At 69.5% G+C, this 25,487-nt stretch carries 27 protein-coding genes; 17 read left to right on the forward strand and 10 right to left on the reverse strand.

The features are described from left to right. Positions 1-69: 69 nt before the first annotated feature. The 4 genes from ADL03_RS15155 to ADL03_RS15170 all read right to left on the reverse strand — a co-directional run bounded on the left by ADL03_RS15155 (position 70) and on the right by ADL03_RS15170 (position 6,497). Positions 70-1,365: a hypothetical protein gene (locus ADL03_RS15155; RefSeq protein ID WP_053734090.1), complete on the reverse strand. Its 1,296-nt coding sequence runs from the start codon at positions 1,363-1,365 to the stop codon at positions 70-72. Between the two features lie 220 nt (positions 1,366-1,585). Beyond that, positions 1,586-3,349 carry a type I-E CRISPR-associated protein Cse1/CasA gene (gene casA, locus ADL03_RS15160; RefSeq protein ID WP_053734091.1) on the reverse strand — a complete coding sequence of 588 codons (1,764 nt, stop codon included), beginning with the start codon at positions 3,347-3,349 and terminating at the stop codon, positions 1,586-1,588. Further along, positions 3,346-3,987, reverse strand: coding sequence for a hypothetical protein (locus ADL03_RS15165; protein ID WP_053734092.1), 642 nt, complete (start codon positions 3,985-3,987; stop codon positions 3,346-3,348). Before ADL03_RS15165 ends, casA begins: the two co-directional genes overlap by 4 nt. Positions 3,988-4,496: 509 nt before the next feature. After that, positions 4,497-6,497, reverse strand: a complete 2,001-nt coding sequence (locus tag ADL03_RS15170; RefSeq protein WP_053734093.1) for a M3 family metallopeptidase — start codon at positions 6,495-6,497, stop codon at positions 4,497-4,499. 115 nt (positions 6,498-6,612) lie between these two features. Here ADL03_RS15170 and ADL03_RS15175 point away from each other — a divergent pair, with 115 nt between their 5' ends. Continuing rightward, the gene (locus tag ADL03_RS15175) at positions 6,613-7,083 is read left to right on the forward strand and encodes a hypothetical protein (protein ID WP_157528674.1); all 471 of its coding nucleotides are present in this window, start codon (positions 6,613-6,615) and stop codon (positions 7,081-7,083) included. A gap of 171 nt (positions 7,084-7,254) precedes the next feature. Here the strand turns inward: ADL03_RS15175 and ADL03_RS15180 are convergent, their stop codons facing one another. Then, positions 7,255-7,776 (reverse strand): hypothetical protein, encoded by a 522-nt coding sequence (locus ADL03_RS15180; RefSeq protein WP_053734095.1) that lies wholly within the window; start codon positions 7,774-7,776, stop codon positions 7,255-7,257. On the opposite strand from ADL03_RS15180, the gene ADL03_RS46980 reads away from it, so the two are divergent. Continuing rightward, entirely contained in the window at positions 7,753-8,115 is a 363-nt protein-coding gene (locus ADL03_RS46980; RefSeq protein WP_157528675.1) for a hypothetical protein, read from the forward strand. The two genes, ADL03_RS15180 and ADL03_RS46980, sit on opposite strands and share 24 nt — an antisense overlap. A 378-nt stretch (positions 8,116-8,493) precedes the next feature. Further along, positions 8,494-8,883, forward strand: a complete 390-nt coding sequence (locus ADL03_RS15190) for a hypothetical protein (protein WP_157528677.1) — start codon at positions 8,494-8,496, stop codon at positions 8,881-8,883. A 55-nt stretch (positions 8,884-8,938) separates the two neighbouring features. Here the strand turns inward: ADL03_RS15190 and ADL03_RS15195 are convergent, their stop codons facing one another. Further along, entirely contained in the window at positions 8,939-10,327 is a 1,389-nt protein-coding gene (locus ADL03_RS15195) for a helix-turn-helix domain-containing protein (RefSeq protein WP_157528679.1), read from the reverse strand. A 625-nt stretch (positions 10,328-10,952) separates the two neighbouring features. On the opposite strand from ADL03_RS15195, the gene ADL03_RS15200 reads away from it, so the two are divergent. The 7 genes from ADL03_RS15200 to ADL03_RS15230 all read left to right on the forward strand — a co-directional run bounded on the left by ADL03_RS15200 (position 10,953) and on the right by ADL03_RS15230 (position 15,543). After that, entirely contained in the window at positions 10,953-11,384 is a 432-nt protein-coding gene (locus tag ADL03_RS15200; protein WP_053734099.1) for a hypothetical protein, read from the forward strand. After that, positions 11,381-12,265 carry a hypothetical protein gene (locus ADL03_RS15205; protein WP_053734100.1) on the forward strand — a complete coding sequence of 295 codons (885 nt, stop codon included), beginning with the start codon at positions 11,381-11,383 and terminating at the stop codon, positions 12,263-12,265. The genes ADL03_RS15200 and ADL03_RS15205 overlap by 4 nt, the downstream gene beginning before the upstream one ends. A 35-nt stretch (positions 12,266-12,300) precedes the next feature. Further along, positions 12,301-12,831 (forward strand): hypothetical protein, encoded by a 531-nt coding sequence (locus ADL03_RS15210; RefSeq protein ID WP_157528681.1) that lies wholly within the window; start codon positions 12,301-12,303, stop codon positions 12,829-12,831. 156 nt (positions 12,832-12,987) lie between these two features. Continuing rightward, complete coding sequence (locus ADL03_RS15215; RefSeq protein WP_053734102.1) at positions 12,988-13,356, forward strand: PadR family transcriptional regulator; 369 nt, start codon at positions 12,988-12,990, stop codon at positions 13,354-13,356. Beyond that, positions 13,353-14,294, forward strand: a complete 942-nt coding sequence (locus ADL03_RS15220; RefSeq protein ID WP_053734103.1) for an SAM-dependent methyltransferase — start codon at positions 13,353-13,355, stop codon at positions 14,292-14,294. The genes ADL03_RS15215 and ADL03_RS15220 overlap by 4 nt, the downstream gene beginning before the upstream one ends. A gap of 81 nt (positions 14,295-14,375) precedes the next feature. After that, positions 14,376-15,230, forward strand: coding sequence for a helix-turn-helix transcriptional regulator (locus ADL03_RS15225; protein ID WP_053734262.1), 855 nt, complete (start codon positions 14,376-14,378; stop codon positions 15,228-15,230). A gap of 100 nt (positions 15,231-15,330) precedes the next feature. Further along, a complete protein-coding gene (locus ADL03_RS15230; RefSeq protein WP_053734104.1) occupies positions 15,331-15,543 on the forward strand; it encodes a helix-turn-helix domain-containing protein in 213 nt (70 codons plus the stop codon). An 818-nt stretch (positions 15,544-16,361) separates the two neighbouring features. Here the strand turns inward: ADL03_RS15230 and ADL03_RS15240 are convergent. Both ADL03_RS15240 and ADL03_RS15245 read right to left on the reverse strand, forming a co-directional pair. After that, positions 16,362-17,585, reverse strand: coding sequence for a helix-turn-helix domain-containing protein (locus ADL03_RS15240; protein ID WP_053734106.1), 1,224 nt, complete (start codon positions 17,583-17,585; stop codon positions 16,362-16,364). A gap of 20 nt (positions 17,586-17,605) precedes the next feature. After that, complete coding sequence (locus tag ADL03_RS15245) at positions 17,606-18,106, reverse strand: NUDIX hydrolase (protein WP_053734107.1); 501 nt, start codon at positions 18,104-18,106, stop codon at positions 17,606-17,608. Between the two features lie 340 nt (positions 18,107-18,446). On the opposite strand from ADL03_RS15245, the gene ADL03_RS15250 reads away from it, so the two are divergent. From ADL03_RS15250 to ADL03_RS46990, 6 genes are all read left to right on the forward strand, one after another. Next, positions 18,447-19,013, forward strand: coding sequence for a hypothetical protein (locus tag ADL03_RS15250; RefSeq protein ID WP_053734108.1), 567 nt, complete (start codon positions 18,447-18,449; stop codon positions 19,011-19,013). Between the two features lie 1,028 nt (positions 19,014-20,041). Beyond that, positions 20,042-20,299 (forward strand): hypothetical protein, encoded by a 258-nt coding sequence (locus tag ADL03_RS46985; RefSeq protein WP_157528683.1) that lies wholly within the window; start codon positions 20,042-20,044, stop codon positions 20,297-20,299. 272 nt (positions 20,300-20,571) lie between these two features. After that, positions 20,572-21,156: a DddA-like double-stranded DNA deaminase toxin gene (locus ADL03_RS45395; protein WP_082373164.1), complete on the forward strand. Its 585-nt coding sequence runs from the start codon at positions 20,572-20,574 to the stop codon at positions 21,154-21,156. Next, complete coding sequence (locus tag ADL03_RS15260) at positions 21,144-21,569, forward strand: Imm1 family immunity protein (RefSeq protein ID WP_053734110.1); 426 nt, start codon at positions 21,144-21,146, stop codon at positions 21,567-21,569. Before ADL03_RS45395 ends, ADL03_RS15260 begins: the two co-directional genes overlap by 13 nt. A 299-nt stretch (positions 21,570-21,868) precedes the next feature. Continuing rightward, positions 21,869-22,363, forward strand: coding sequence for a hypothetical protein (locus ADL03_RS15265; RefSeq protein ID WP_053734111.1), 495 nt, complete (start codon positions 21,869-21,871; stop codon positions 22,361-22,363). Next, positions 22,356-22,883: a hypothetical protein gene (locus ADL03_RS46990; RefSeq protein WP_157528685.1), complete on the forward strand. Its 528-nt coding sequence runs from the start codon at positions 22,356-22,358 to the stop codon at positions 22,881-22,883. The genes ADL03_RS15265 and ADL03_RS46990 overlap by 8 nt, the downstream gene beginning before the upstream one ends. A gap of 282 nt (positions 22,884-23,165) precedes the next feature. On the opposite strand, the gene ADL03_RS50775 is transcribed toward ADL03_RS46990, so the two are convergent. After that, the gene (locus ADL03_RS50775; protein WP_369808977.1) at positions 23,166-23,690 is read right to left on the reverse strand and encodes a helix-turn-helix domain-containing protein; all 525 of its coding nucleotides are present in this window, start codon (positions 23,688-23,690) and stop codon (positions 23,166-23,168) included. Between ADL03_RS50775 and ADL03_RS46995 the strand changes: the two genes are divergently transcribed. Next, the gene (locus ADL03_RS46995) at positions 23,647-24,393 is read left to right on the forward strand and encodes a pentapeptide repeat-containing protein (RefSeq protein WP_157528687.1); all 747 of its coding nucleotides are present in this window, start codon (positions 23,647-23,649) and stop codon (positions 24,391-24,393) included. The genes ADL03_RS50775 and ADL03_RS46995 overlap by 44 nt on opposite strands. 217 nt (positions 24,394-24,610) lie before the next feature. On the opposite strand, the gene ADL03_RS45400 is transcribed toward ADL03_RS46995, so the two are convergent. Further along, on the reverse strand, positions 24,611-25,453 hold the full coding sequence (locus ADL03_RS45400) for a helix-turn-helix transcriptional regulator (protein WP_082373166.1): 843 nt from the start codon (positions 25,451-25,453) through the stop codon (positions 24,611-24,613). Positions 25,454-25,487 lie beyond the last annotated feature (34 nt).

The following is a 25,487-nucleotide window of genomic DNA, read 5'->3' on the forward strand; positions in this document are numbered from 1 at the left end:
TCCCATCGCGGGTGGGTGAGGCGGCCGGAGCTGACCACGGTGGGGGCCACCGCGGGCGGAACGAGCCAGTCAGCGTGATGTCGGCTGGGCGCGGGCGGCCTCAAGCTCGGCGCGGGTGAAGACGGTGCCGCTGGGCACCTTCCTCTTGGACAGGGAGGTGAGCTCGTTGGGGGAGGGCTCGATCCAGCTGTCGATGGGCGGCGACGTGATGTCGTCGAGGAGTCGTTCGACCAGCGGCCCGTAGCCGGAGCCGCTGTAGCCCCAGGACACGCCGTACTCCCCGCCGGGAGCGGGATAGAGGGTGCCGTCGGCGACGCGGACCCAGTTCGCGTCCCCGCCGCCGTCGATGACCAGCTCGGCCAGCGGTGAGGTGGTGGGCAGCCGGCGGGGCAGCAGAGTCACGTACTCCTCGACCGTGCCGTCGTAGCCCAGGCTTTCCAGCACCGGTGCGCCGGTGACCGGGTCGACGAACTGCCGGCCGGGGTGGTCGACTTCGCTGGTGAGCCCGGCGAAGCCGGGGTTGGGCAGGTAGGCGGGAACTTCCTGCAGGCGAGGCAGCCACTCGTCGAGCATCGCCATGGTCTCGGCCCTGTAGCGGGCGAAGGTCGCGAACGGCATGTACTTGGTCACGCCACGCCGAAGCAGCGCGGCCACCGCGTCCACGGCAAGGGTGTCGCGGCGCTCCATCAGCCCGGAGAACACCGCGCGCAGGGCGTGCTCGTCGAGATCGTCGAGCGGCTGCGGCTCGGGGGCCTCGACCGCGCGGGCGGCCAGCACCAGGCGCTCACGCAACCTCCTGAAGTGGTTATTCTTGGGATTGTCGGAGTCGGCCAGGCTCTCCAGCGTCACGCGGCTGCCGGCGGAGGCGCTGCCGACGCCCCCGAGGTAGTAGTGCATCAGCACGCGATGGGTCGGGCTGCCGTGCTCGTAGAGCGCGGCGAGCTGCAGCAGCGGCGTCATGTCGGGCGCCTGCTGGGGGACCGCGACCACCGCCTCGTGGCCCGGCCGCCACTGCTCGATCAGGCCGCGGTGGTTGAGGTTCCACGGCCAGTACGGTGCCGGCCGGCCGATGGCCCGGGCGTAGTGCCGCCAGTACAGCAGCCGATCACCGCCCTTGATCGACTGGTCAAGCACATCCGGACCGTCCGGCGATTGGAATCCCAGCTCGGCGACCTGGATCAGGCAGCGGATGCTCGGGTCGAACTGGCGCACCCGCAACGACCGCGATCCGTGCGACTCGCCGAGCACCGGGTACGCCGCGGCCAGCACGCCCACGCTGGTGTCCCAGCACAGAAACACATACCCCGGGATGTCGTCGTAGGTGCGCGGCCCCAGGAACGGAACAGGCTGGGGTGCCTGCGGCATGTCCCGCAGGGCGATGAGCGGTTCGAGGTCCTGTTCGCTCCGGGCGCCGGCGCGAGCAGGACCTCGTTGTGCGGAAGCACGTTGCGGTGCCGGCCGCTGAGGGCGCTCCCGTCCGAACACCCTGTCCAACCACCCCATCGCGTGCCCCTTCACGGCTGTACACGGCCCTCGAACCAACAACGCAGCGTAGCGGCAACACAACAGCTGGTGGGTTTGCCCATCAGGTCGACGTCGGGCGTGCGGCGCGACGCGGGCTGGTCAGGGCCTCGCGCAGCGGCCAGCCGTCGGCAACCCGGGCCCGCAGCGTGGGCTGGCTGACCACGCACATCGGGTCCTGCGCCCACTGGGTGAGGCTCTTGCTCACTCCGTCGAGCGTGTAGGTCTGGGCGGGCCGGCCACCGCGGTCGGCGGGAGCTCCGGTCGCCTGCTCGACGACGTCCTGCTCGGCTTCGTCCGGGGAGGCGCGGTACAGGCGGATCAGCGTCGACAGGGTGCGCTGAAACTCGGCCTGGGCGAAAGGCGAGAGGCGCGGCAGGCGTTCCGCGGCCTTGCCCAGCAGGTCGATGATGACGCGGCCGAACCGCAAACAGACTCCCAGCGCGTCGCCGCGGCCGTACTGCAGATCCGCTGCTCCGTCGGCGTCAGCATCGGTGGGCAAGCTGCTCAGTTCACGGAGGAGCTGCCGCCAGGCCTCGTCGACGGACAGCGGGTCCAGGAACAGCCGGTCGGCGGCGTCGTTGACGACCGGGTAGGCGGCGGTCACGGCGCGGCGGGCCAGCAGCAGCGAATGCGCGGTGGCTTGCAGGGCGATGCCGAAGCGGCGGGCCGTCGCGTCGCCGGCCTGGTAGAGCCGTACCGGGCCGAGAGGGATCTCCCCGTCGCGTACGTCTCTGAGGACGGACATGTGCGTGCCGTAGACCGCACTGGTCACGCGGACGGTGAGCCACTGGTCGGCAGGGACACGGTCCTGGTCGACCAGGCGGCGCAACGAGTCCGCGGCATGAGTGAGCGCGGTGCATCGGCCGGTCAAGCCGGCGGCGGAGTGGAGCAGTTGTGCGACCCGCCAGGGCACGGGACGGCCGAAGTGGTCGTCGAACGAGGTCACCCCTGTCGGGTTGCCCTTGGCGCTGGTTCGCCACAGCGCCATCGGGTCCAGCGGCGCGGACACGGCAGCGCCGCCGTCGAGACGGTCGCCGTCGTGCCAGGCGAGGGCGTCCACATGGCCATCGGGGCGGGCGTGCAGTCGCACCCGCCGCGACGGCCACGTGAGCCAGTCCAGGCGGCCGGTCGGGGTACGGGTGACCACGCCGGGTGGCGGGCAGTCGCGTTCCCAGGCGGGGGCGTCGCCGTCGGCTCGGGGCTGCGGCGGCAGGGTCAGCAGGATCGAGTCCTTCAACGTCGCACCGGGCACGAACAACTGCGGCAGCCACCCGCAGGGGCCGACCTTCGCGCCGAACGTCTTGCCGCCGCCCGGTGCGCCCTTGATGCCGGCGACGTCGTAGCCGAGCAGCACCAGCAGGTTCATCGCGGCCGTGGCACCGTCGGGCGCCGGGTAGGTGGACGGGTCGCGCAGCGACGCGTTGAACCACTCGCTGCCGCCGATGTAGGCGGGGTCCAGGACGTCGGGGGTGCGTCGGTACTCGGTGAGGTGGCCGCATTGCGCGAACGGCCGTTCCGGGTGGTACAGGTCGAAGCGGTCCTCCCAGCGGTCGAGGTAGTCGCGTACGCGGCCGTCACGGTCGAGCGTGGGTGCCTCCCAGGCGGTGTGCCAGTCGTCGGTGTCGACGGGCCCGGCGGCGGCGTCGTAGAGGGCCAGGAGCAGCCGCATGAGCACGGTGCTCTGCTGCGGGTCGGTGTGGGCCAGGCGCAGTTCGTGGGCGCGCAGCAGGGCCTCGGTGAGCCCGACGTGGCGGATGCTGCCGGCGTGGAGGTCGAGGACGGGAATCCACTCGCCGGTGGTGAGCGGGTACGAGGGCGTGCTCACGCGGTCGCCTCGGCAACGTCGACGAGCTGCTCGGTGATGACGTTGCTGCGTTCGGCGTCGCGGTAGAACACGACGCGGGCTTCGCGGTAGCCGCGTTCGTCGTCGAGCAGGGCGTGGCGGACGATGGCCTCGGCCTCATCCTCGTGGTCGACGTAGTCGCGGGGCTCGTCGCGCTCGTCGAGGTCACCCAGCTTGCCGCTGCCGGCGTCGACGCGGGTCCAGGTGTCGTTGCCGTCGGCGCGGACGTCGAGCTCGTAGTGAAAGCCGCACTGCTTGAGGTCGTCCAGGTCGGTCCGGTCCCACCAGGCGTACATGCTCGGGTCGGCGCAGTTGGCGAGCTGCCGCACCTCGTACTCGTAGTGCTCGTCGGCCTCCGCGCGGTCGGCGGTGTCGCTGAACCAGGAGCCGTTGTTGTCGAGGGTGTGCACGGCGTACCGCTCGGGGCCGTCGGGCTCGGGCCGGTAGGTGACCAGGGCGACGAGGAACGAGCGCTGGCCGATGCGGTCGGTGCAGTACGACTCGCGCTCGGCCTCGCTCAGGCGTGCGGTGATGGCCTCGCACAGCTTCTCGGCGGCGGCGGCGTCGAGTTCGCCGGTTTCGACGGCGGTGGTGACGTACTCGCTGCGTAGATGTCGCACGGCGCTCTCCCGGGAGTCGGTGATTGTTCGACCCCAGTCAACCGAACTTTCCAAACCCCGTCAAGAGTATTTGTAGGTTTGTAAAGTTGTGCGTATGGTTGGTCGCGTCGGGTTGGCGGTTCCGGTGGCTCCGCCAACCCGAACCGGATGCGACCAGCCGAATTCGCCCGCTGCGTCCTGCGCGAACTGCGACAACACGCGAAGCCTGCGGGGCCCGTAGTCGTGCCTGCGAGTTTCGGCCGCGCAGTGTCTGCCGGAATGCCTGGGCGAGGAGAACGAGCGCATGCGCGTTGGAGACCCGGTCGTGTTCACCTACGACGAACCCGAACTCGACCTGGCGGCTGGCACTCCAGGAACCTTGATCGCCACCGAACACCGGACGATGTAGACGTCAAGACCACAGACGGCCGCGAGTTCACCACCGAACTGGACATGCTCGGTCCGGCTACCGCCGATTCCGCCAACTAGACCCGGCCGCGTGGGACCGGGCCTGCGCTGCGGAAGGCTACCTAGTCGGTGACCCCGAGGCTTGCCAGGAACGGGACCGGGTCCGGGATGGGGAACCGGTCGGCCGCGAGCGCGCCCAGCGCCATGGTTTCCTTCATCCAGGGAACGCATTCATCCTGTTGGGCGATCTGCGCTGCGAGTATGTCGCCGCGCAGGTAGGCGACGTACCGCGCGCTGTAGCCGCCGACCGTGATGTGGCGCCAGGCCGGGAGCGGGTAGCGCAGCGGCACGGTCGTGCCACCCAGACCCGCATCGGCCAGGACACGGTCGGCGAAGGCCGCCAGGGCGTCGGCGGCGGGGATGTCGTCGGGCGCAAGGTCGTGCAAGGCCAGGTCGACCAGGGAGGCGGCGACGTCCTCCAGCAGCCGGACGCCGGCGCCGGGCCGGGTCTGGGCGAGGCGTGCGACGAGGGCGGCGGGGATGGGGTCGCCGGTGGCGTAGTGGCGGGCGTAGCCGGGCAGTACGGCGGGGTCCAAAGCCCAGTGCTCGAAGATCACGGAGAACACCTCGACGACGTCACGGGGCAGGCTGGCGTGCCCGGCGTCTCCGGGGTGGCGCACGTCGGAGAGCATGGCGTGGGTGACGTGGCCCATCTCGTGCCACAGCGTCGCGGCCTGCTCCGGCGACAGCAGCACCTCGTCGGCCGGGCCCACGCTGCTACCGGTGCCGGGAAGGTTGAGGCACAGGGCGACCACGGGCCTGCGACCGGTGCGGCCGGACTGGGCGACCAGCTCCGTGGTCCACGCGCCGCCGCGTTTGCCGGTGCGGCGGTGCAGGTCGACCAGAACCAGACCGAGGTGCCGCCCGGTGCTGTCGGTGGCCTGCCACACCCAGGCGTTCGGCACGTGCGGCCGCAGGTCGCGCCGTTCGTGGAAGTGGATGTCGAAGCGGCCGGCGATCAGGTCGGTGACGCCGGTGAGCACCGTGCCCAACGAGAGGTACTCGCGCGGGTCGCCCAGCCCGTCCCCGGCGGCGGTGGTGCTGGTGAGGCGGGCGGTCAGCAGCGGCCGGTCCCAGGGCTGCACCGGCCCGTCGGCGCGGAGGGCGGCGTCTTCGGCGGCGACCAGGCGGGCGGCCACCGGTGCGAGCGGGTGCAGCAGGTCGTGCACGGCCTGCACCGATCCGGCGGTCTGCCGCGCGAGCACGAGCTCGGCGTGGGTCGCGCGGCCCAGCAGCCGGGCGTGGTGTGCCCGGACCCGCAGCAGGTCGACCATGTGCTGGCGGGTGTCGTGGTCGTCGCCGGTCGAGCAGCGGCTCACCGCGGCGTCGTAGACCCGGCGACGCAGGCCCTCGTCGTGCAGGCGGTCCAGGACGTCGGGCACGGACGTGCCCGGCTGGGTGATCAACCATCCGGCCAGCCCCCGGCTGTGGGCGGCCGTGGCGGCGTCGGCGATCTCAGCGTCGTCCAGGCCCGCGAGCCCGGCGCGGTCGGTGACGTGCACGGCGGCGGCCGCGAGCCCGCTGCCCAGGCGGCGTTCGATCTCGGCCTGCAGCCGGGCTTCCCGCCCGCGCAGCTCCCGCAGCGTCTCCCGCGCGTCGGCGGGCAGGTGCGCTCCGGCCAGCTGGAAGTCGTCATGCACCCGGTCGAGCAGCGCCAGGTCCTGGGCGTCCAGGCCGAGTTCGGCCCGGCGGCCGTGCAGATCGCCGACACGAGCGGCCAGGTCGGCGTCGAGCCACGCGGCGGCGTCCGCGTCGGCCAGCAGCGCCGAGATCGTCTTGTTGAGCTCGTCCCGCTCGGCGCTGCCCGCGGTCTTGAGCAGCACCGACCAGGCCTGCCGGATCGGCCACAGCAGGTCGTGTGCCCGCTCGATCTCCACGACGTCGTCGAACACCGGCGGATGCGGAGCGTCCCGCACAGCGGCCAGCGCCGCGGCACGGATCTCGATCCCGGCCGTGACGGCCGCGCTGAGGTGCTGGTCGGTGATGCGGTCGAACGGCGGCCATCCCGAGAGCCAGGCGTCCGGGTAGGCGAATGGGTTGTCCTGGTCGAGCTGGAGCTGCATGTAGGTCGGTCTCCCTGCTTGTGGGTGCGCAGGACACCGGCGGCCCGCCGGTGCCCTGCGCGTGATCAGTCTTCGCTGGAGTGCCATTCCTCTGGTTGTGCCGCACCATGTGCTGGTGCACGAGCAACTCGCGGCGGCCCTTGCCGAGGCCGAGGCTCCGTTCCGGACCCTCGTCGACGACTCGGGTTGGGAGCACGCGAGTGTCGAGGGCCTCATTCTCGACCTGGGCCGGTGGTGGGAGGCCGACTGCCACTCCCGGCTCGTCCCGCAGATCACCTTCAGCGTCGCCGCGAGCGAGGCGGCCAGGACGGCGAACGGCGTGTACATCGAGGGCTACGTCTTGGTGGGCGGTCAGGTGAGGCCTGCCGCGTGGTGCGGCGCGGGCGAGAAGGTCGTGTACGGGCCACAGGCCGACGCGTACCTCGGAGTACCGCTGTCACCGCGCTTCTGCAGGCGAGTGCAGCAGCGCAACGGCACGGCCGCCGTGCTGATGAGCAAAGACCCGAAGTTGTTGCCACTGCTCACACACGGGTTGCCGCCCGATGCGGTCCTTCCCGGCGGCCACCCAGGACCACGGCACTCCTAGGGTGAGGCGGACGTGCGCGCCTGGCCAGGGATGGAACAAGGCCCGGCGCGCCTGGGGGTGCGAGCCGGACCTTGTTGCGAGTATCGCACCGCCGGGCCAGGCGTTACGTGCGTTCGCCAGCGCGTGGGTGCTGATCAGGGTTGCGATGGATCACGCCATGCTCATGAGGTCTCACGGGAACCGTTCGCGCAGCCGGTACCCGCACGGCCAGGCCACGAACACCACGAGGTGGGCGCGGCCGGCGGGCCAGCGGGCGATGCCGTTCGCCCCGTTGAGGATGGCCAGCGTGCTCGCGGCCGACAGCGCGCCGATCTCGACCGGCATGCTCTGCGGGCAGGACTGCACGCCGCTGTAGAACCGGACGTGCACGCCCTGGTCGACGTTGCCGAACACGTTGGCCTGCCCGGACAGCTCCGCGCGCAGCGCCACGGCGTTCGCCGCGTGGTCCGGGCCGGGCGCGGCCGCCAGCGGGATGCGGACCTGCCGCAGGTCACCGGCGTGCAGGTGCGCGCGGAGTTGCCCGAGCGCCCAGTCCTGTCCCGGTGTCCACTCCGGTGGTTGCCCGAGGTCATCGAGCCTGGCGGCCGGAGCGAGCCGCCACTGCGCGACCCGTTGCAGCGCCGGCGCCCAGCTCGCATGCGCACGCCAGGCCTGCGCTCTGCGCTCCGCGTGCTCGTCGTCCAGCCGGGTCATGCGAGGCACGGTACGTCGCACCGGTCAGCGGGCGTCGAACTCCCGCAGTGCGGCAAGCACCTCGAACTGACGGCGTTCAGCCTCGAACCGCTGGAGCCGACACCGAGCCTGCGCAGCTACGAGGGCATGGGGGACGGGCAGGCCCGCTACGGCCGGGTCCGGGTCCTCAACGCCCACCGGCACCTGCGCAGGTATCCGCGGTACGTCGAGGAGCACCACGCCCGCGAACAGGAACTCGCCCAGCTCGCCGACCAGCCCGCACCGCACCCCACCCGCCGGCAGCAACACCAGGTGAAAGCGTTCCTGGACGGGCTGCGTGACCTGACCCCCCGGTGGTGATCACCGCGCGGTGAAGATCAGCGCCGGCGGGACCACCTCACCGCGTGGACTGGAACGGGGGACAGCTCGTCGTACCGTTCCCTGCGCGGCGAACGCCTCGTCGGCCGTCCAGCAGCGTGTCGCGCACCGGGATGCCCAGCCGCCGCATGTGCCCTGGTCCTCGTACCTGCGTGCCCGGACCCCACCCCCGGAACTCCGGCGTCAGCACCACCAGCGGCTCGTCCCCGCGCTCCCAGGCCGGTCTCGGATTGCTGTAGCCTCCTGAGGTCGTTCTCCCCGCCCACGCGGGGCTCTTCCGGACCGTGACCGAGCTCGTGTTGCACCCTCGATCACCTTGGGTCCGGCGCCGCCCACGCCTGAGCGAATGAGGACTCGCCCATGCCCACGCCCAAGCCCGCCACGTACGCGGACGTCTCCCGGTATCGAGCTGGAGCGCGAGACCAGGCAGCGCGCTTGGCGCACACCGCACAGAGCCGGACGTGGCGGCGCGAACTCGCCGAGGTCCTGCTCGACGAGGGAGACCGGGAGGCGTTCCTGCGGATGCTGGAAGCGACAGCCGACATCGTGGCGGCGGCCGAGCAGATCGGTGTCACCGCCGGCCAGATCTACGGCCGGATGCGGTGGGACGCGCCGTTCCGCGACGCCGTCGATGAGATGCTGGCCAAGGTCTGCCGCGCGAAGAAGTTCGACCGTTGCGGCTCCGCTGTCGGCTACAAGCGCGGCGGCCGGTGCCGGGCCTGCAAAACCGCGCATCACTCACCTCGCTAGCACGCCGCGATCCAGCCACGGCCACCCTGCCGTCCGGGATCGGGCTACTGCGGTGTCACGCTGCCGAGGTCTTCAGCACGCGGTCGATCCGGTGCCGCAGTTCGGCGACGTCGGCGCGGTCGGCGTGGGCTGCCGCCTGGGTGTGCAGCTGGCGCAGCCGCTTGTGGGCGCGGGGGATGCGCAGTTCGGCGATCGCGTCGACCGCGCTCAGGCCGGCGTCGACGGCGCCCTCGATGTCGCCGACGCGGAACCGGTTGGCGCTCAGGCCGGGGAGGTTGACGGCGGCGGAGCGGCTGTAGTCGGTGCCGTATGTGTCGACGGCGGCCGCGAGGTGCTCGGCGGCCTCGGCCGCGGTGGCGGCGGCGGTCGTGTCCGCGGCGGTGCTGGTGGCGAGCAGGTGCAGAGCGTGGCCGTGCTGGGCGTGGATCTCGGCGGGCCCCAGGTGCGAGGCCCACGGGGGAGCGGCGGCGGGGTCGAGGTCGGTGTAGGTCTGCACCCCCTTGTCCAGGGCGCGGAGCATCGCGTCGCGGTGGCCGAGGCTGGCGTGGCACCACGCCATGATCATGTCGATGTAGGCACGGGTGCCGGGGCTGACCGGGTACCGGTGCGTCGTGGCCTGGGCCGCGGCGAGCTGGACCAGGTACAGCGCGTCCTTCGGCTTGTCCAGGTGCAGCGCCTGGTGGGCGCCGTCGAGCAGCACGGTGACCACCAGGTCGGCGCTGCGCGGGTCCTCCACGCCCTCGGCGCACTGCAGCGCGTCCCGCCACAGAGCGCGGGCGGGGCCGTGCTGCTCGACGTCGTAGTGCATCCAGGCGGTGGTGCCGGCCAGGTCGGCGACGGCCAGGCGCAGCGCGTGCGCGTGCGGGCCGGTGGCCTCGTGCGCCTGGGCGAGGGACTGCCGGACCTGGACGGTGGCGGCGGCGCGGGACCTCGCGCCCCCGAAGCGGTAGGCCTGCGAGCGGTAGTAGCGGGTCGCCCGCTGCACAGCCAGGACGTCGTCGGGACCGACATCTCCCGCGGCGGCGGCAGCGACGGCGGCGGGCGGCGTGCCCGGGGCGTCGCCGAGGGACAGACCGGCCACGATCGCGGGCGCCGCGGCCAGAAAGCTCCGGCGGTCCATCGACCCCACCTCCGCATCCTCCTCGCCCGCGGGCGAGGGCTCTGTGCCGATCCCGACCAGGTAGGGCGCGATACCCAGCGTATTCACGACCCGGACGAGGTCATCGGCGCGCTTTAGCGGCCTGTGACCGCTCTCGATCGCCGACACCTTCGGCTGGGACATCTCCAGGATCTCCGCGAGGTCGTCCTGAGTCAGCCCCCCATGCGGGTGGTCGAAGTCCCGTATGGCGCGGAACACCGCGCCGAAGTCGCGCTCGGCCAGGTGCGCGCGCAGCTCAGGGCGGTGGTAGAAGCGCGAGTCGGGCAGTCCACGGATCTGCCCCACCGTCCGGATCGTCCGGGCGCAGGGGTCGCACAAGGTGCCGATGTGGTGGGCGCGCAGCCGGGCGTCGCACCGATGGCACTGCGGCTGCCCCTGCACGGCCCCCGGACCTCATTAGCGCGTCATGCGGTTGACGATGTCGCCGGAAGCGTAGCGAGCGATCCCCGCACGTGTGAGTTCGTTCACCATTCCGGGTGTATGGCGGTTTTCGTCAACGGATTCCGCGCCTGGATCATGCCTGTATCCGAAACATTTTCGCGCTTTATTCGGAAGTGCATGTCGGCGTGAATGGTCTCGGTCCTCCGGTTGCGCCACCGTGTCCGGTCATGATCTTCAACGCCGCCGGCCTGCCGCGCCACGTCCGACGCGGCAGCTCACACGGTGTCCGGATCGCCCGCCGGACCGGGGAGCCTCATGCACTCCGGCGGGGCGCGCGGGCCACCCGGCGGCAGACGCGTTCCGGTTGTCCGCGTCACCGTGCGCCGGTGTCCGGCGACGCGACCTGAGAAATTCGCGCTAATGCGGAATTCCGCTCGCAGCCGGCTCGCCGGTGGATTTCGCGACGGCACCGGCTCCGGAACGCGCGTACCGCGAATCCCGTTTACTGCTCCGATCGAATGAGGACCTCGTGACCGAATCCCCAACCACGGCCGCACAGCGGCTGGCCGGCCAGCACGACCTGATCCCGGGTGGCGAGCTGAGCGTGGGGGTGACCGCGGCGCTGCTCGGCGACCCCGACGCGCCCGCCGCGGCCGAAGAGGCACTGGCCGCCCAGGTCGCGGCCGGGCTGCTCGTCCCGGCCGCCGCCGGCGCGGACGACGACCCGGCGTTGCCGGGGGCACCGGCACCCCGGTACCGCCGGGCCCGGCAGGACCAGCAGGTGCTCCCGGACGCCCGGCGCCCGCGCGATGAACCTGAGCGGGAGGCAGTGGACCGGGTGCTCTGGCACCTGCTGCTGCACGCCACCGGCGCGGCCGAGGCCCTGGCCCCGGCAAACACCGGCCGTTCGGCGACGAGCTCGCACCACTGCCGCAGTTCGACGACGAGACCGCGGCGATGAGGTGGTTCGCCCTCGAAGGTGACATGGTGCTGGCCGCGCAACGGCACGCGTGGGAGCTGGGCATGACGACGTGCGCGGCGCAGTTCGGGGTCGCCTGCTGGCCCTGGCTGCGGATCGCGGGGCGCTACGAGGACCAGCTCGCCGTGCAGCGCCTGGCGGCCGAGGCCGCGGGACGGCTCGACCACCTCGCCGCCAGCGCCGCCCACTCCCGTGTGGCGTGGTCGCTCAACGCGTTGAACCGGCCCGAGGACGCCCTCGGCGTCCTGGTGCGGGCGATGGAGGTGGCCGAGCGGCACGACGACGACTGGTCCCGGGCCACCGCGCTGGGCACCCGTGCTCGCAGCCATCGCGCCCTGGGCCACGTCGAGAAGGCGTTGGCCGATCTCCACACCGCGCTCAACATCGACAAGCAGCGGCTGGTCACCGCCCCCGACGGCACCCGGACCGTCCCGTACACCGCGCTCGGGCTGCGCTGGATGGCGATCGCCGAGACCCAGCTCCACCCCCGCATCGGCGACGGGACGGAGGCGCTGCGCGCCGCCGACCACGCGCTCGCGGCGCTGACCCGCGACCCGCACCGGCGGCGGCGGGAGACGCTGCGCGCGCACCTGCTGCGCGGCTGCGCGCTCACCGCCGCGGGCAGGCCCGGCGACGCGGTCGAGGCACTGCGCACCGCCGAGGAACTGGTCGACCCGGCCACCGGCGCCTACTACCAGGCCGCGATCAAGCACCACCTGGGCGACGCCCTCGCGCTGCTGCACGAAGGCGACCAGGCCGAGGTCGAGCACCGGGCCGCGGTCGAGCACCGGGCCGCGGTCGACCTCTACCGGGTCGCTGGCCGGGACGACCTCGCCGGGCAACTGCAGCAACGCCTGCACTGATCCGTCACCCCCTTCGCGCGCACGAGGAGATCTCGATGACCACCGCAGGGCCCGACCGTCCCGGCCCGATGCGGCCGGGTGCCGCGCGCACCGGCCGCCGCCCGGACCGCGCGGTGGCACGCCGCCGCGTGCTGGCGGGCGTGGCGCGCGGGACGTCGTGTCTGCTCGGTGTCATCGCCGTGGCGGTTCTGTGCTGGACCGTCGAGGTGGCGGCGGCGCTGCCCGCCCGGCTCGTCGCCGATGCGCCGTGGCCGCTGACCCGGTCGATGGCGGCGCTCGCGGGGGTGCTGGCCGTGGTGCACCTGCGCGGGCTCGGCGGCAGGTGGGCGTGGTGGTCACGGCTGGCGCTGTGGTTGACCGCGATGGCCGCGGGCGTCGAGCTGCTTCTGCGCGGATGGCACGTCCTGGGCGCCCTCGCCGTCGTGGTGGCCGCGGCCTCGGTGATGGACGTGGCCGCGCTGGCCGTCGATCCCGCACGGCTGTTCCACCACACCGAGCGCCCGCGCGACAAGGTGACCGGCTCCACGCCGCCGCACGCCACAACCTCCTCCTGTGCGGCGCCGTAGCCGCTCCCGTGAGGTCCGCGCCCCCGTAGCCCCGCGGGGGAGACAGGCGCACCGGAACCGCCGCAGTGCGCGTTCGACTCCCGCCGAGGCCACGACGTCGAGCAACCCGCCCTTCTCCCACCTGCCCACATCACCGATTGAAGCGAGGAAAGCCAGATGCGCACCAACTCCCGCCGCGTGCTGTCAGCGCTGGCCGAGCACCCGGACCGGGGGCTGTACGGGTTGGAGATCGCCGAGGCCACCGGCGGTGTCGGCACCGGCGGCCTGCTACCCGGCACGACGTACCCCATCCTGATCCGCCTCCGCCGCAAGGGATGGATCACCGGCCGGGCTGTTGCCGGGCCCGATCCGGCCGCGCCGCCCCGTTACTACTTCCGCATCACCGCGGCCGGGTTGACCGAGGCGTCGCGGGTCCTGCAAGCCGACGCCGCACGCCGCCGGCACGCCACCGCATGGTCGCGCCGGATGCCGGTCCTGGCCCGCGTGATCTCGGCCCTGCGGGTCGGCGGGGCGGGAGCGCGGTGAACGCCGGTGCCGCCTGCGCGGACCGTGCCGCGCCGGACGTCGCCGCGGCCGAGGACCAGTGGTACCCAGAGCACTACAGCGGCACCTGGTACACCCGCCTCGCCACGATCGCCGACGGTGCCGCGTTTCCCGGGCGCGCGGTCGACTACCTGCTCGACGGCCACCTCCACGCGCCGGGCGATCGTGCCGCCGCCCGGCGGTGGCTCGCGGTCAACCCCCAGGCGACCCAGGCGGTGCTGGCGCTGCGCAATTTCCTTCGCCGCGCGATGGAGGACGCGCTCGACCGCGGCGTCATCGACTTCGTCGACCTCGCCACCGGCGCCGATGTCATCGGCGCACCCGACGCGATGCTGCGCACCTCGCCGTGGGCCAGGATCAGCTACGTCTGCCCCGACGCCCTCGCGTTCGCCATCGCCCGAGCAGAGGGCCTGGCCGCGCGGCACCACGCGGTGGCCGCCGACCCCCTCACCCCGGTAGCGGCCTGGACCCAGCTGCTGATCGACTGGCGGGGCCGGCGGAGCACACCGGTGGCGCTGCTGGCCGTGGGCCTGACCGAACTGCTCGCCGACCCCGCCACCGATCTCGCCGCGGTGCTGGGCGCCTGGAGGGGTGTCGTCCCGCAGGGCTCCCTGCTGGTGCTCTCCGGCCCGCTCGGCGACGCCGTCCGCCCCGGACCCGACCCCGAACACGAACTGGAGCGGACCGTCGAGCAGGCGGGCTGGACGGTGCTGGGTGCGGTGGAACGCGCGCAGTCCTGGCAGCCCGGCGACCGGTGGGGCGACGTGCCCGCCGAGGTCCCCGCGCCCGCGGTGTGCCTGGCCCTCAGCACCCGGCCCGTCCCACCGGTCCTGTGGCGACCCCCACGCGCACAGCCGCTGACCATCCCGCGCACCGCCCCCACCACGACCTCGTCCGAGACCGTCGGAGACATCCCGTGACCAGCATCAACAGCATGAGACCCGCGACAGCACCCACCTCGATCCCCCGCCTGGCCGCGACCGGTGCGCCGGAGCGTCACCATGACCACGCCTGAGCAGTCGCGGCTGGCCCGGGACCGGCTCTCGCACGAGCTCCGCCGGCTGCGCACCGAGGCCAAGATGACCGGGACGGCCGCGGCACGCGCCACCGGGATGAGCCAGTCGAAGCTGTCCAAGATCGAACACGGGATGCTCCTGCCATCCGTGACCGACGTCGAGCGCCTGGTGTCGGCGCTGGGCGCAACCAAGCTGACGCAGACCGAGCTGGTCGGGCTGGCCCGTCAGCTGCACGCCGAGGCCGAAACTCGGCGGGTGGTGCTGCACCGCGGCCTGCACCGCCACCAGAACACCGTGAGCCGCATCGAGGCCAAAGCGAGCACAATCCGCACCCTGCAGATCACGCGCGTGCCCACACTGGTGCAAACCGATGACTATCTGCGCGCGGCGCTCGGTGACGCCCCCGCGCACGACTACGACTCCGCCGCCACCACCCTCAAGGCCCGCCGCGACCGGATGAACGACCCCACCAAGCAGTTCATCTTCCTGCTCACCGAAAACGCGCTGCGGTGGCGGATGGGACCGACGGAGCTGATGTGCGAGCAGCTCGACCACCTACGCCTGCTCGGGCGTCGCCGGAACGTCCGGCTCGGCGTGGTGCCCTGGACGGCCGAGGCGAACCTGGTGGTGCCGCACGGCTTTGAGGTCTACGACGAGCGCGTCGTCACGGTCAGCGTGCTGACCGGCAACGCCACCATCACCGACCCGCCGGACGTGCGCGAGTACCTGGAGCTGTTCAGCCGGCTCGACCGGCTGGCCGTGCACGGGCAGGAGCTGGAGGACCTGCTGACGCGGATCTCCGTCGAGCACCGCCAGCTCAGCTCAACCCGGTGCGGCTGACCACGCGCCGAGCGGGCCCGCGCCCGCCCGCGCACCGCGTGGCCGCCTCTCCCACATAACACCACCACCACGTATCCCACCCTCACCGAAAGGTTGCCCGATGGCCGACCTCAAGAAGGGCGCCCGCATCACCGGCGCCACCCGCGACAAGATCGCCGCCGACCTGAAGAAGAAGTACGAGAAGGGCGCCAGCATCCGCGGCCTGGCCGAATCCACCGACCGGTCCTACGGCTTCGTGCACCGCATACTCACCGAGTCCGGTGTACGCCTTCGCGCTCGCGGCGGCGTCAGCGGGTCCAAGAAGAAGCCCTGAACAGGACCGCAAGCGGCTGCCGGATCGGCGCAGGCCGCTGCTGTCGTCAGAAGGGAAATCTTGTGAGCCTCACGGACGACAGCTCCGAGGCCGGCAAAGCGATCCGATTGACGGTGAACATTCCCCCGTCGACCGAGGACCTCCACCAGGTGACCGCCCTCGATAGGGTGACGACTACCGAGGCACACCGCCGCCTAGTGAGGTGGGGCTACACCCGAGTGCACGTGCAGCTCGGCGTAGGGCACCCGCCGACGTTGTCCCTCGCGCGCGACCGTGCGGTGCCGCAGGTCCGGGGCGGGACGTAGACGCCGCGGGTACGGGCCCACGCGGCGGTGCCCTCGGCCAGTTCGGTGTGCCGGCGCATCGCGTCGGATGGGTCCGGAGTGGACCTCATAGGGCAGCCCCTTCCTCACTGCAGCACGAAGCGCTGAGGGGAAGTCAGCCGCGTTCACCCGATCGGCCGGACGCGTATGCGATCGTGCGTGCGATGAGGTGCCGCGTCAAACGCGGTGACGCGTTTGTGACGAGGCGCCTCATCTGTCACACGCGCAAGCCAGGGCCGCGGACCTGTCGATGTAGAGGGAACCGCGGTCTCGCGTGGACCGGGTGAGGAGCGCTTCGCCCGCCGGCCTGGTTGCCTCGCGCAGGGGGTGCGGCACGCCCTGATCAGCCGAGTGAGAGCGCACCGCGCGGGTCATGCCGCCGCCGAGGACCGTGCCTGAACTCTGGTACGGCAATCGGCTCAGGCCGATACAACCGGGCATGCTCTTGCGAGGCTTCCTGCACTCGCTGCATACCGAGATCAGGGGCCGACCTTGCTACTTCGTCCGCGTGTTCACAACGCCGTAGTGGACTGCCAGAGCCGCGAATTCCTTCCCCTTGCGGCGGGTGGCGCGATCAACGAGCACGCTCATTGTCGTCTTGCCCAGTGGCTGGCGGCGAACCCAGTCCGGCGCAATCTGCCGTGCCTGAGCCAGGTAGCCGAGTGCCCGGTGATCTTGTCGGATTTGTGTCGCGGCATGGGCGAGATGAAGTCGGTGCCCCGCTTCCCAGAACGCCGGGACGGCTCCGCTCGCCTGCGGGATGCGGTCGGCCAGTCGCAAAGCGGTCTCCGGGTCACCCAGGCGCATTGCGTGGTCAACGAGCTGAAAGGCCGCTACACGCGGGCCGAAAATCGCGGCTTCGCTCGCCATATCGCGACCGGACCTCACGGCTGCGGAGTGAGCGACTGCGAGAAGGTCCTCCGCGCGGCGACTGTTACCGGATCTCAGCGCGGCGCTCGCCGCATTGAAGATCAGGTTTCCGAACACCCCAGCGCGCACCGGATCACGATCAAGCATTCGCGGCTCGATGCCGGCCGCGGACCTCACCGCCACGCGTTCGGCATCCTCTGTGCGGCCCTGTCGCACCAAAGTCCATACGAGATATCGCAACGAGACGGCCGTCTCCATCTCGACAGCGTCAGATCGCCGTGCGGCTTCGATCGCACGCTCCGCGGACGTCCAGGCAAGATCATCAAGTCCGAAGCGGCCCGCCACGCCTGCCCCCAACCGATAGGCGGTCGAGAGAACGCGTTGCGCAACCGCGTTGGCGTCACCACTCGTGTGATGTGTGCGGCGACGCGCATCGATGAGCAAGGTCGGGAGTATGTGAAGCAACGTGCCGTGGTCACCGCCGACGTAGGCACGCCACGCGTGATGGGCGTCGTCGGAGACTGCTTCCGCTGTGGCTACCTCGTCCGTCTCGGCGAAGTCCGCCAGGCCCGGGATTTCCGCGCTGGCTGTGATCGCACAGCGAAGGTCCGCGACTTGGTCGCGGTACTGCTCATCAGGACGCGCCTCAAGACCAAGCAATACCGCTGGAGGCACTTCGAGTGCCGCGGCGAGTTTGGCAACCGTCGTGCGTCGGACCGTCTGGCGCTCGCCTCGCTCGATTCGGCTGATGGTGTCGACGCCAACACCGGACGCCTCCGCCAGCGCCTCCTGCGAGATGTCGCTGATCATGCGGAGCCGCGCGAGGTTCTCGGAGATCGGCTGCGGCATGACGAACGCTCCCGTGTAGTTCAGCGGTCCAGTTGAGCCGCAACAGGTAGTCCGCCCTCACAGAGCACGGGACCATCCGCGTCGACAGCAGACAACGCTACGGCGATCCGCCTTGCGAGCGCCGGTTTCACCAGATCACGGGCGTCGTCAAGTTCGTAGAGGCCAACCGAGCGAATCTCCGGGTCGGTCGACGCGATCGCTGCCACTTCCTCGGATGTGATCAGGCCGCCGTCAAACACGAAGGCGAGCCCTTCCGGCATGGGGTCATCTGCGGGGATGTAGTCGATCACCAGCAGTTTCCCGAGCGGTCGATAGAGGCCGATCTCTTCACCGACTTCACGGATCGCCGTGCGCCAGGGTGCTTCGTCGGCGTCCACAGCCCCGCCGGGGATCTCCCACGACCGTTTGTAGGTGGTCTCCACCAGAAGCACGCGCGACTGCGCATCTCGGAACAGCACGCCGGCCGCGGTGCGCTTCCGGTTCAGCGAGGCGGCGTACTCGTCGTACGGCAGGAGGTCCACAGCCTGCGAGGCTACCCGTTCACGGTATCCGCCCACTTCTCTGCCTAAAAAGCAGAGAACAGGCAGACGCCGGCGTGAAACTCCTCGTTCTGCGCTGTGTTCTCGCTGGCCGGGAACGCAGAAACTGATCTTGAGGGAGTGCGGCCCGCGCCGGCCTCTCTGACGTCGCGAGCCGCGGGCCTACCTCTTTCCACGTCGGGAGGGTCTGGATGAGGCGAGACGACCAGTCGATCAGGTTCCGCGCGGCTGTCAGGCCAGTCGCCGAGCCGCTGATGGTGATCTCCAGGTGGGGGAGCGGCAGGGTTCGCCTGTACGCGCTGCGGCGCCGGGGCGTGCGGTCGTGACGGTCGTAGCGCTCCGCAAGCCGATCGGCCCGCTTGAGCCGGGCGAGGCTGCCCTGCAACAGGTGCTGTTGGACTCCGGGGTCACGTGGGACTTCCAGCATCTCCGGGAAGCGATGCGTAAAGAGCGCATGGACTGCGCGGCGCTGGCGATGATGCTCCGGGCCGCGCTGCACGAGTTCGACAGGTACGCCTCCGGCGATGACATGGGTATCGGCGAGCGGGCGTACCGCTTCCATGTCGACCTGCTCCGCTCCGCGATGGACAACTGGCCCTTGCCTTTGGCCGCATGGGACGGATGGGGGACAGCGGAGGTGTGGGAGGCGATCGAGTGGTCAACGATCGGGACCGCTGTCCGACAGCTCCGTGCACAGTTCACCCCCGCACAGACAGCCCCCAAGGCCGCGTGCCGTGCCGCGACAGCGCGAAGCCATGCGGCGACCTTCTATGACAAGGGCGAGCAGTTGGCGGGAGACATCGCGCGCGAACGTGCGGAGTTGTGGGACGTCGTGCGCTCCCTGAGTGAGGTGCGGCAACCGCTACGCGAGGTGCGCTGGTTGTCATGACTACCGCTGCCTCCAGCAGCGCCCTCACCGGCGTTGGCGTTGGCTGGTGTCCTATGACGCCCGCGAGCGGCTGGGCTTCGCCGTGGACGAAATAACCGCCTGAACGCCGATCACTTCCATTCATCTCTGGGATCATCCGATTGAGCAGAGGCTGATTCATGTTCGCCTTCCACGACATCGCCCTTTTTGCTGCAGTATCTGTCATGTCCCTGTTTGTATGCGGAGCCACTAGGCGTTACCGTGCGAGCCGCCGTAAGCCAACCCCCGAGACCGTCAGGGCGCCGATCGCCTCACGTAAACCCCGGCCGTGTCGCCTATGCTCGGTCCGCGGCGTCTGCAACACGCAGAACCAGTAGGGAAATCACAAGTGCCTCAGGCCGGCCCGCCCGAAGGATGCCCGACTCTCTCACGCTTCATGATCATCATGCTTCTTTTGGCTGACCCGGATCGCTCGTGGACACAACGAGAAATACAGGAAAAGACGGGGATTCCACCACGAAGGGTGCGCACTGCGGTTGAAACGCTTTGCGACTCGGCGCGCGTGGCGCGAATCCCCGCCTGCGGAAACGACGGCCCCTGCTTTCGGCTAACCAATTCAGGCATCGCGAACTGCTTCCGATGGATCTCCGACTATTTATCTCAAGACATCCTCATCGAAATGGGCAGAACCCCGGAGGGTAGCGCAATTGCCGGGAAGTACATGCGAAACCTTGGTGCACGATTGGAGCACCGGCCATGACCGGCCACGAACCGAGTGCATCGACTCACGCCGCTCCCTCTTGCGCTTCCTCGAGAGCGTGTAAGGCTGTCGCGAACGATTCGGTCTCGACGCAGTCGCACGTGAAAACGGTGGCGATCCGAACGGCGTAGTGAGGGAACCGATAGTCCGAAGGCTTCTGAGATGCAGTCGGCGCGAGTGATGCAACGGGATGCGTAGAGAGCCATTTTTCGTCTCGACGGAGCGGAAAAGGGTGCTCACTGCGGTATGGGCTTTTGAGTGAAATGAACCCGAAGGACGAGAACAAGAAGTGAACATCGAAGCCGTCAAAGCAGAGCTTCTGAGAATTGCCTACGACCGAAGCGGAGTCGAGTTGCTCCAGCCCTTTACGGTCAACCACGGCGAGGTGGCGGCAATGCTACGCGAATTCGCCGACGCATCGAACAACCCGAATGCCCCATCCGCCCTTGCGGCCTGGGACTTGATCAACACGCGGGGGATCGCCATCACATGCGGCCTGGTAGTGGATGGCTTTCACGCAATCGAGACATGGGCGAATTCATACTAGCTGCTATATAGGACACTGCGACTTCACCCCGCCAGGCCATGCCCCTAGTGGGGTTACCGCTTTTGTCGGCGCGCTCATGCGAGCATCGACGCCGACCGGAGGGGCGCGGTGGCAACGATCGGCGAAGTCGGGGACGGACTCAACGCAGCGCTCAACAAGATCGAACAAGCGATCAGCGCGGCACACGCGGCGGATCTCGCCGAAGACGCTCATGAACTTCTGGGGGCGGCGGGGAGGGTTCGCTTCAAACGGACGTCGAAGACACACGCGCCATGTTCACGAAAGTTGTAGACGGCATACGTGAGCCTGAAGGGTTGACGTCGGGTCTCGGCTCGGCGGCGGACGCGATCAAAAGCATCGTCGGTCGATTGCAACTCGACGGCGCTCCACCGACTCCGCCACCACCCACGCCTGCCGCATCTCCGGCGGCTTCAGGCACACCGAAGCCGGGCTCACCCGAGCACCTCCAGCAGCTCCGCGATCAGCTTCCCCCGCCCGTCGAGGCCAGCACGGGCCAGAAGACGCACGGCCGATGGTTCGCCGATGGCACAGAGATCGTGAGCGGGCAAGGGGCCGACGCGGCAGACGTCGCCGAGTGCCTGAAGTCGCTCCAGTTCCCGCGTCCAGGACTGCCGTTCTCCGCGTCACACATGGAAACCACACTCGCCGTGCACATGCGCAACAACGACATTCAGCACGCTACGGTGCTGATCAATAACGTCCCGTGCGTCGGTGACTTCGGGTGCGAGGTACTCGTCGGGGCGATCCTGCCCGCCGGCTCCACGCTCACGATCTACGGCTCGGACGGGTACACGCAAACGATCGCAGGAGGGACGCGGGCACCGTGGCAACGCTGAAGGCCATCTTCGATCGCGAGTCAGCGCAGTCTCCCGTACTGATCAACTCGCGGGAAGAGCTGTCCGCGTTGATCGATGGCGTGATCGAGCTGCCTGGCGACAAGCCGGTTCCTGCGATCGTCGAGCTTGCGGTCACGGAGGACGCGTACGGCTTCCCTCACTTGTATGCGGGTATCGGCGCGGAGTCGGGCTTCGTGCACGAGTTGTGGAATCCGGCTCGCGCGACGCTCGGCAACCGGAACGCCACGGGGACGGAACTCTTCGATTTCGCGGCCAACACCCAAGAAATCCCCGCCGAACAGGTGGTACCGCTGGAGACGGTACGGAGGGTGCTCACCGCGTACTTCGAGCACGGCGGCAACATCCCCGCCGACTTCGCCGACCTCCACCAGCTAACGGCCGATCAAATTTGATCGACCGGTTCATCCGCCGGGCCAAGGAGACGCCCCGACAGGACCGGAAGGGGCTGCGGCACCATCGTCGGCGCGCACCGTGATCGGGAGTCGACGAGGAGGTGCCGGCGCGCGATGGCCTCGACATGGTCGACGACATCGACGGCGTCCTGCCAGGTCGGCGCACGCTGCTGCTGTCGCGTGCAGTCAGGCTTGCCACAGACAACAGGTATCGATCGGGGCGTGTTCTCCACTCGTACGAGTGCTCTCCGCCAAGATCGACCACGTACGCTTGGTCCTGGCGGAGAGCATCTGAAGCCATGGGGCACGACACCCGCACAGGCAGCCTTGACGCAGAGATCGTCGTTGAGGAGATCTTCAAGGTTCTGCACAAGGTTGCCGGCTTCCAAGGCATGCGGCACATGTGGATCGCCAATCTTCGCGAGTGGCCCAGCAAGGTCGCTCCTGTCGGCGAAGACCAAACTCACGCGGCCACGTTGAGCTTGATCAGCCGCGCGGAGTGGCCTTCATCCGAACTCCGGGACCTCAAGCGAGAGCTGACCAAGCTCTACGAGGCTGGCTGGTGCAATCACTCGATCATGGACATGCTCGATCACGACCCCGATGGCAGGCGGGTCGCCCCCTGGAACAACGGCAGAGACAAGCGATCAACTGGCCTGGTGAAATACTTCCGCTGGCGCGTGCGCAATTGGAGCACCGAGCCTGTGTCCGGTGCGGCCACAGGCCTTGCCGTGCCTGTGCCGCACATACCAGCGGTGAGCTGCGCCGACTGGGCGATGCATGCGCATGCATGAAATGTACGGGCACAACCTCCGCCGCGAGATCAACGAACAGCACCTGCATCATGAACGTCACTCCCACACCCACAGCACACGTCCGAAGGCCCACGTCAGAGCACGGCCCGGCTTCCCGCTTGACCGGGTGCGGCAACGCGGCAACCGAATGACAAGCGCGATGGACCTCGTCGGAGCCCTGCTGTCGCAGGACGCACGCGAACGGGGACGCCCCCACACCGTCCCCATGGGCGGTGCGGCGATCACCGAGGAGTTCCTGCCGCCGGGCAGTGATCTCGCACTTCTGCGCGATGGGGATGTGCGAGGCGCGCTGCGTTCGTTCGCCGCAACGACCAGCCGGACCCGTTCCCATGCGCAAGTGCTGCGCGCTGCGGTAAGACGAGCCCGAAACGCAGGCGTGGCGGACCACGCCATCTCCTTCTCGGAGGCCGCGCGGCTCGGGGCGACGGTGACCGGAGCCAACGGCGAGCCCGTCCCGCACAACACCCTGGTCTACCTGCTCGGACGTGCCCGCAGGTAGCTTCGTCATCCATCCGTGCCGAGGTCCGCGCCGCCTACCGCTGCGAGGATCCCGGCGTCATGGTGCGCACGATCCACACCGGCCCTCGAGCTCACGCTCGCCGAACTCCGCGCCCGCACCGGCTATCGCCACCTCGACGGTGTCACGGCTGGGAAAGCGCGAGGCAAGCTTTCGCCGCGATCGGCGTACGCGCGGCGTTCGTGGCTGCCTTGAGGGTGTCCACCCTTCCGCTAGGCCTGGCCGGCCTACCGGCACCTGCGGCCCTTGATGGCGCCTGCGCCGTCAAGGGCTGAGCAACCGCGGTCCCGAGCGAAGGGTGCGATCCGAAACGTCGTCGCACGGTCGTGACCGGTCACTGTTCGGCCTGAAGGCGGTCGCCGCGGTCGGGCGGTCGCCGCGGTCGGCTGTGCGCACCGTGTCTGGTCGATGCTCGCCGGGGGCTTCTCCGCCGAGGCCGCTTGTGGGCGCCCGCAGCCGTTGTGCCCGTTCGACGGCCTGTCTGGTGGCTGCCGGGTTCATGCCGATCGCCTCGGCCAGTAGGCGCACGTCCTTGACGCTGGGCGGTTGTATCGCATTCAAGATCGCCCACATCTTGAACGGGCGAAAGCCCGTGCGCCGGGCTACTTCAGCGATGCTGATCCCGGCCGCTTCGGTGTGTTCACACAGAAGGGCGGCGAGCTCGTCGAGCTGTGGTGCGCCCTGCTGCGCATGCCCTACACCCCACCACCCACGACCCGCAACCGTTGCTCGCCCACCTGCAGGCGTGACCCGCCCGCCGCTGCGCGACCCCTGCCAACGCATCGGCATACGACATCCCCAGGCCGAGACAGCAGCGCCCGATCCCAAGGCCGCACACGCCGAGGCAGTCCTGGAACGCGACTTCCGCCTCTCTGTGCAACGCCTTCTCGCCAAACACCTCCGCCTCCGCCCACACAACAGCAGCGGTCAGCCTCACCAGGATTACTGGCACGAGGTCCCGGAACTCGACCTCACCGAAGCGTGCCTGATCGACGTTGACCTGAGTAACTGTCATCTGCCAGCACTTCGCATGAACCGCGCTGCCTTCAGCGGCCGCGCCTGGTTCGACGGCGTGACCTTCACCGGCGGCGCGACCTTCAAAGGCGCGCGCTTCACCTGCGGCGCCCTGTGCAGCCACGTGGCCTTCACCTACGGCGCGACCTTCGCCAGTGACACCTGGTTTAGCCGCGTGGCCTTCACCGGCAGCAACTGGTTCGGCCGCGCGGCCCTTGAAGGCCACGCCTTGTTCGGCGACGTGACCATCACTGACGGCGCGACCTTCGGCAGCGCGACGTTCAATATGGCAGCGAAATGCCATCGGGCACGAGTCCGCCTGGGTAGACCCCAGCTGATGAGTACGTGGCCGCAGTGCTGGACTCTGGACACGGCCGATCCGGAGGTGGATGACGAGGGGCGTGGGGTCGCCTGGTGCCTGTGTGTACGACCCCGCCGTGCGTTGCATATCGATCTTGCTCGTTTTGCATCGTCCTGAGCTGTCTCATGGCGACGTCACCATGATCAGTCTCAGTTGGCATGTCACTTCCTCAGATGCCGCGTGGAGCCGGGTAGCTCGCGTGCATGGTTTCGGAGAACCGCCGCCACGCCCGTGTTGCACACCACGACGTTCCTACGGCGTGGAGGCATGACCGCCGTTGAACCCATGCCTCGTTCCCGCTGGCGACGCTTGCTCGATGGCGGGCCACGAGGTCTCAGGCCCGGTCGCGTCTGCGCGCCCTTGCTGACCGCCTGGTCGCGGAGCGTGGGCTGGACAGCCATGTCGCCGGTACGCGTGAGCCGAGTTCGTATGACACGAGTGCAAAGAGAACCGGCTGAGTCTTCGGAATTTCTTTCAAGACCTGACTGCCTTCGCGCATGTTGATCAGAGGCACACGCGGATCCCACTCCGCCTGGGCAGCCACGTCGATCAGGAACTGCTGCACACAGGCACCGTAAACCTCGTTGACCAGCTGCACGAGCGGCGGTAGCTCCGGAGACACTGCGCCCGTTTCCCAGGCTGACAGATTGGACTGCTCTATTCCCAGTCTGCGCGCCACATCATTTTGATCGTAGTGCGTGGTCAGTGTTCGAATGTCGGACAGGGCCCTGCTGAGGACGGCTCGATAAGGTCTCCTCGCGTACTGTGCGCGCGGGATCGCCTCCTGCGGAGGGGACGGCGATGATCCGAGGACGCCGTTGTTCGATCCGAGAAGCCTTGGGCTCCGTTCATGGGTAGCGAGATAATGAGTAAGAATCGCGCGCATCACGGTCTGCCCTGCGGGAATTCTCAGGTCATTCATATTGGGGCATGGTGCGGATCGCGCAATGCGCACGAGCAGTGCCTCGGCGTCAATTTCGTAGAAACTTGCCAACTGTACGATACGGGTAAGGCACGGCACCTCCCGCGCCCTTTCCCAGTGGGTTATGGTTGGAGTCGATACGCGAATGTGTTCCGCCACATCGATCTGTCGGACGCCCGACTGCCGACGTAGAGAACGAAGTTCTTGGGCAATCTCGTTCGCGTACTGCGCGTGTATTATTCGCGTGCTTGGCATGAGTGCTCTTATGGCCGATCCAGTTTATATAAGG

The organism is Nocardia sp. NRRL S-836 (assembly GCF_001279525.1).
GTDB lineage: Bacteria > Actinomycetota > Actinomycetes > Mycobacteriales > Pseudonocardiaceae > Lentzea.

Bases quoted from the DNA above. Each gene is read 5' to 3' on its own strand.
- ADL03_RS15205 (WP_053734100.1), top strand. From the start codon at position 11,381: ATGAGGTGGTTCGCCCTCGAAGGTGACATGGTGCTGGCCGCGCAACGG.
- ADL03_RS15225 (WP_053734262.1), top strand. From the start codon at position 14,376: ATGACCACGCCTGAGCAGTCGCGGCTGGCCCGGGACCGGCTCTCGCAC.
- ADL03_RS45395 (WP_082373164.1), top strand. From the start codon at position 20,572: ATGTTCACGAAAGTTGTAGACGGCATACGTGAGCCTGAAGGGTTGACG.
- ADL03_RS45400 (WP_082373166.1), bottom strand. From the start codon at position 25,453: ATGCCAAGCACGCGAATAATACACGCGCAGTACGCGAACGAGATTGCC.
- ADL03_RS15230 (WP_053734104.1), top strand. From the start codon at position 15,331: ATGGCCGACCTCAAGAAGGGCGCCCGCATCACCGGCGCCACCCGCGAC.
- ADL03_RS15240 (WP_053734106.1), bottom strand. From the start codon at position 17,585: ATGCCGCAGCCGATCTCCGAGAACCTCGCGCGGCTCCGCATGATCAGC.
- ADL03_RS50775 (WP_369808977.1), bottom strand. From the start codon at position 23,690: ATGCCGATGCGTTGGCAGGGGTCGCGCAGCGGCGGGCGGGTCACGCCT.
- ADL03_RS46990 (WP_157528685.1), top strand. From the start codon at position 22,356: ATGCATGAAATGTACGGGCACAACCTCCGCCGCGAGATCAACGAACAG.
- ADL03_RS15190 (WP_157528677.1), top strand. From the start codon at position 8,494: ATGCCCACGCCCAAGCCCGCCACGTACGCGGACGTCTCCCGGTATCGA.
- ADL03_RS15215 (WP_053734102.1), top strand. From the start codon at position 12,988: ATGCGCACCAACTCCCGCCGCGTGCTGTCAGCGCTGGCCGAGCACCCG.
- ADL03_RS15170 (WP_053734093.1), bottom strand. From the start codon at position 6,497: ATGCAGCTCCAGCTCGACCAGGACAACCCATTCGCCTACCCGGACGCC.
- ADL03_RS15180 (WP_053734095.1), bottom strand. From the start codon at position 7,776: ATGACCCGGCTGGACGACGAGCACGCGGAGCGCAGAGCGCAGGCCTGG.
- ADL03_RS15210 (WP_157528681.1), top strand. From the start codon at position 12,301: ATGACCACCGCAGGGCCCGACCGTCCCGGCCCGATGCGGCCGGGTGCC.
- ADL03_RS15155 (WP_053734090.1), bottom strand. From the start codon at position 1,365: ATGCCGCAGGCACCCCAGCCTGTTCCGTTCCTGGGGCCGCGCACCTAC.
- ADL03_RS15265 (WP_053734111.1), top strand. From the start codon at position 21,869: ATGGGGCACGACACCCGCACAGGCAGCCTTGACGCAGAGATCGTCGTT.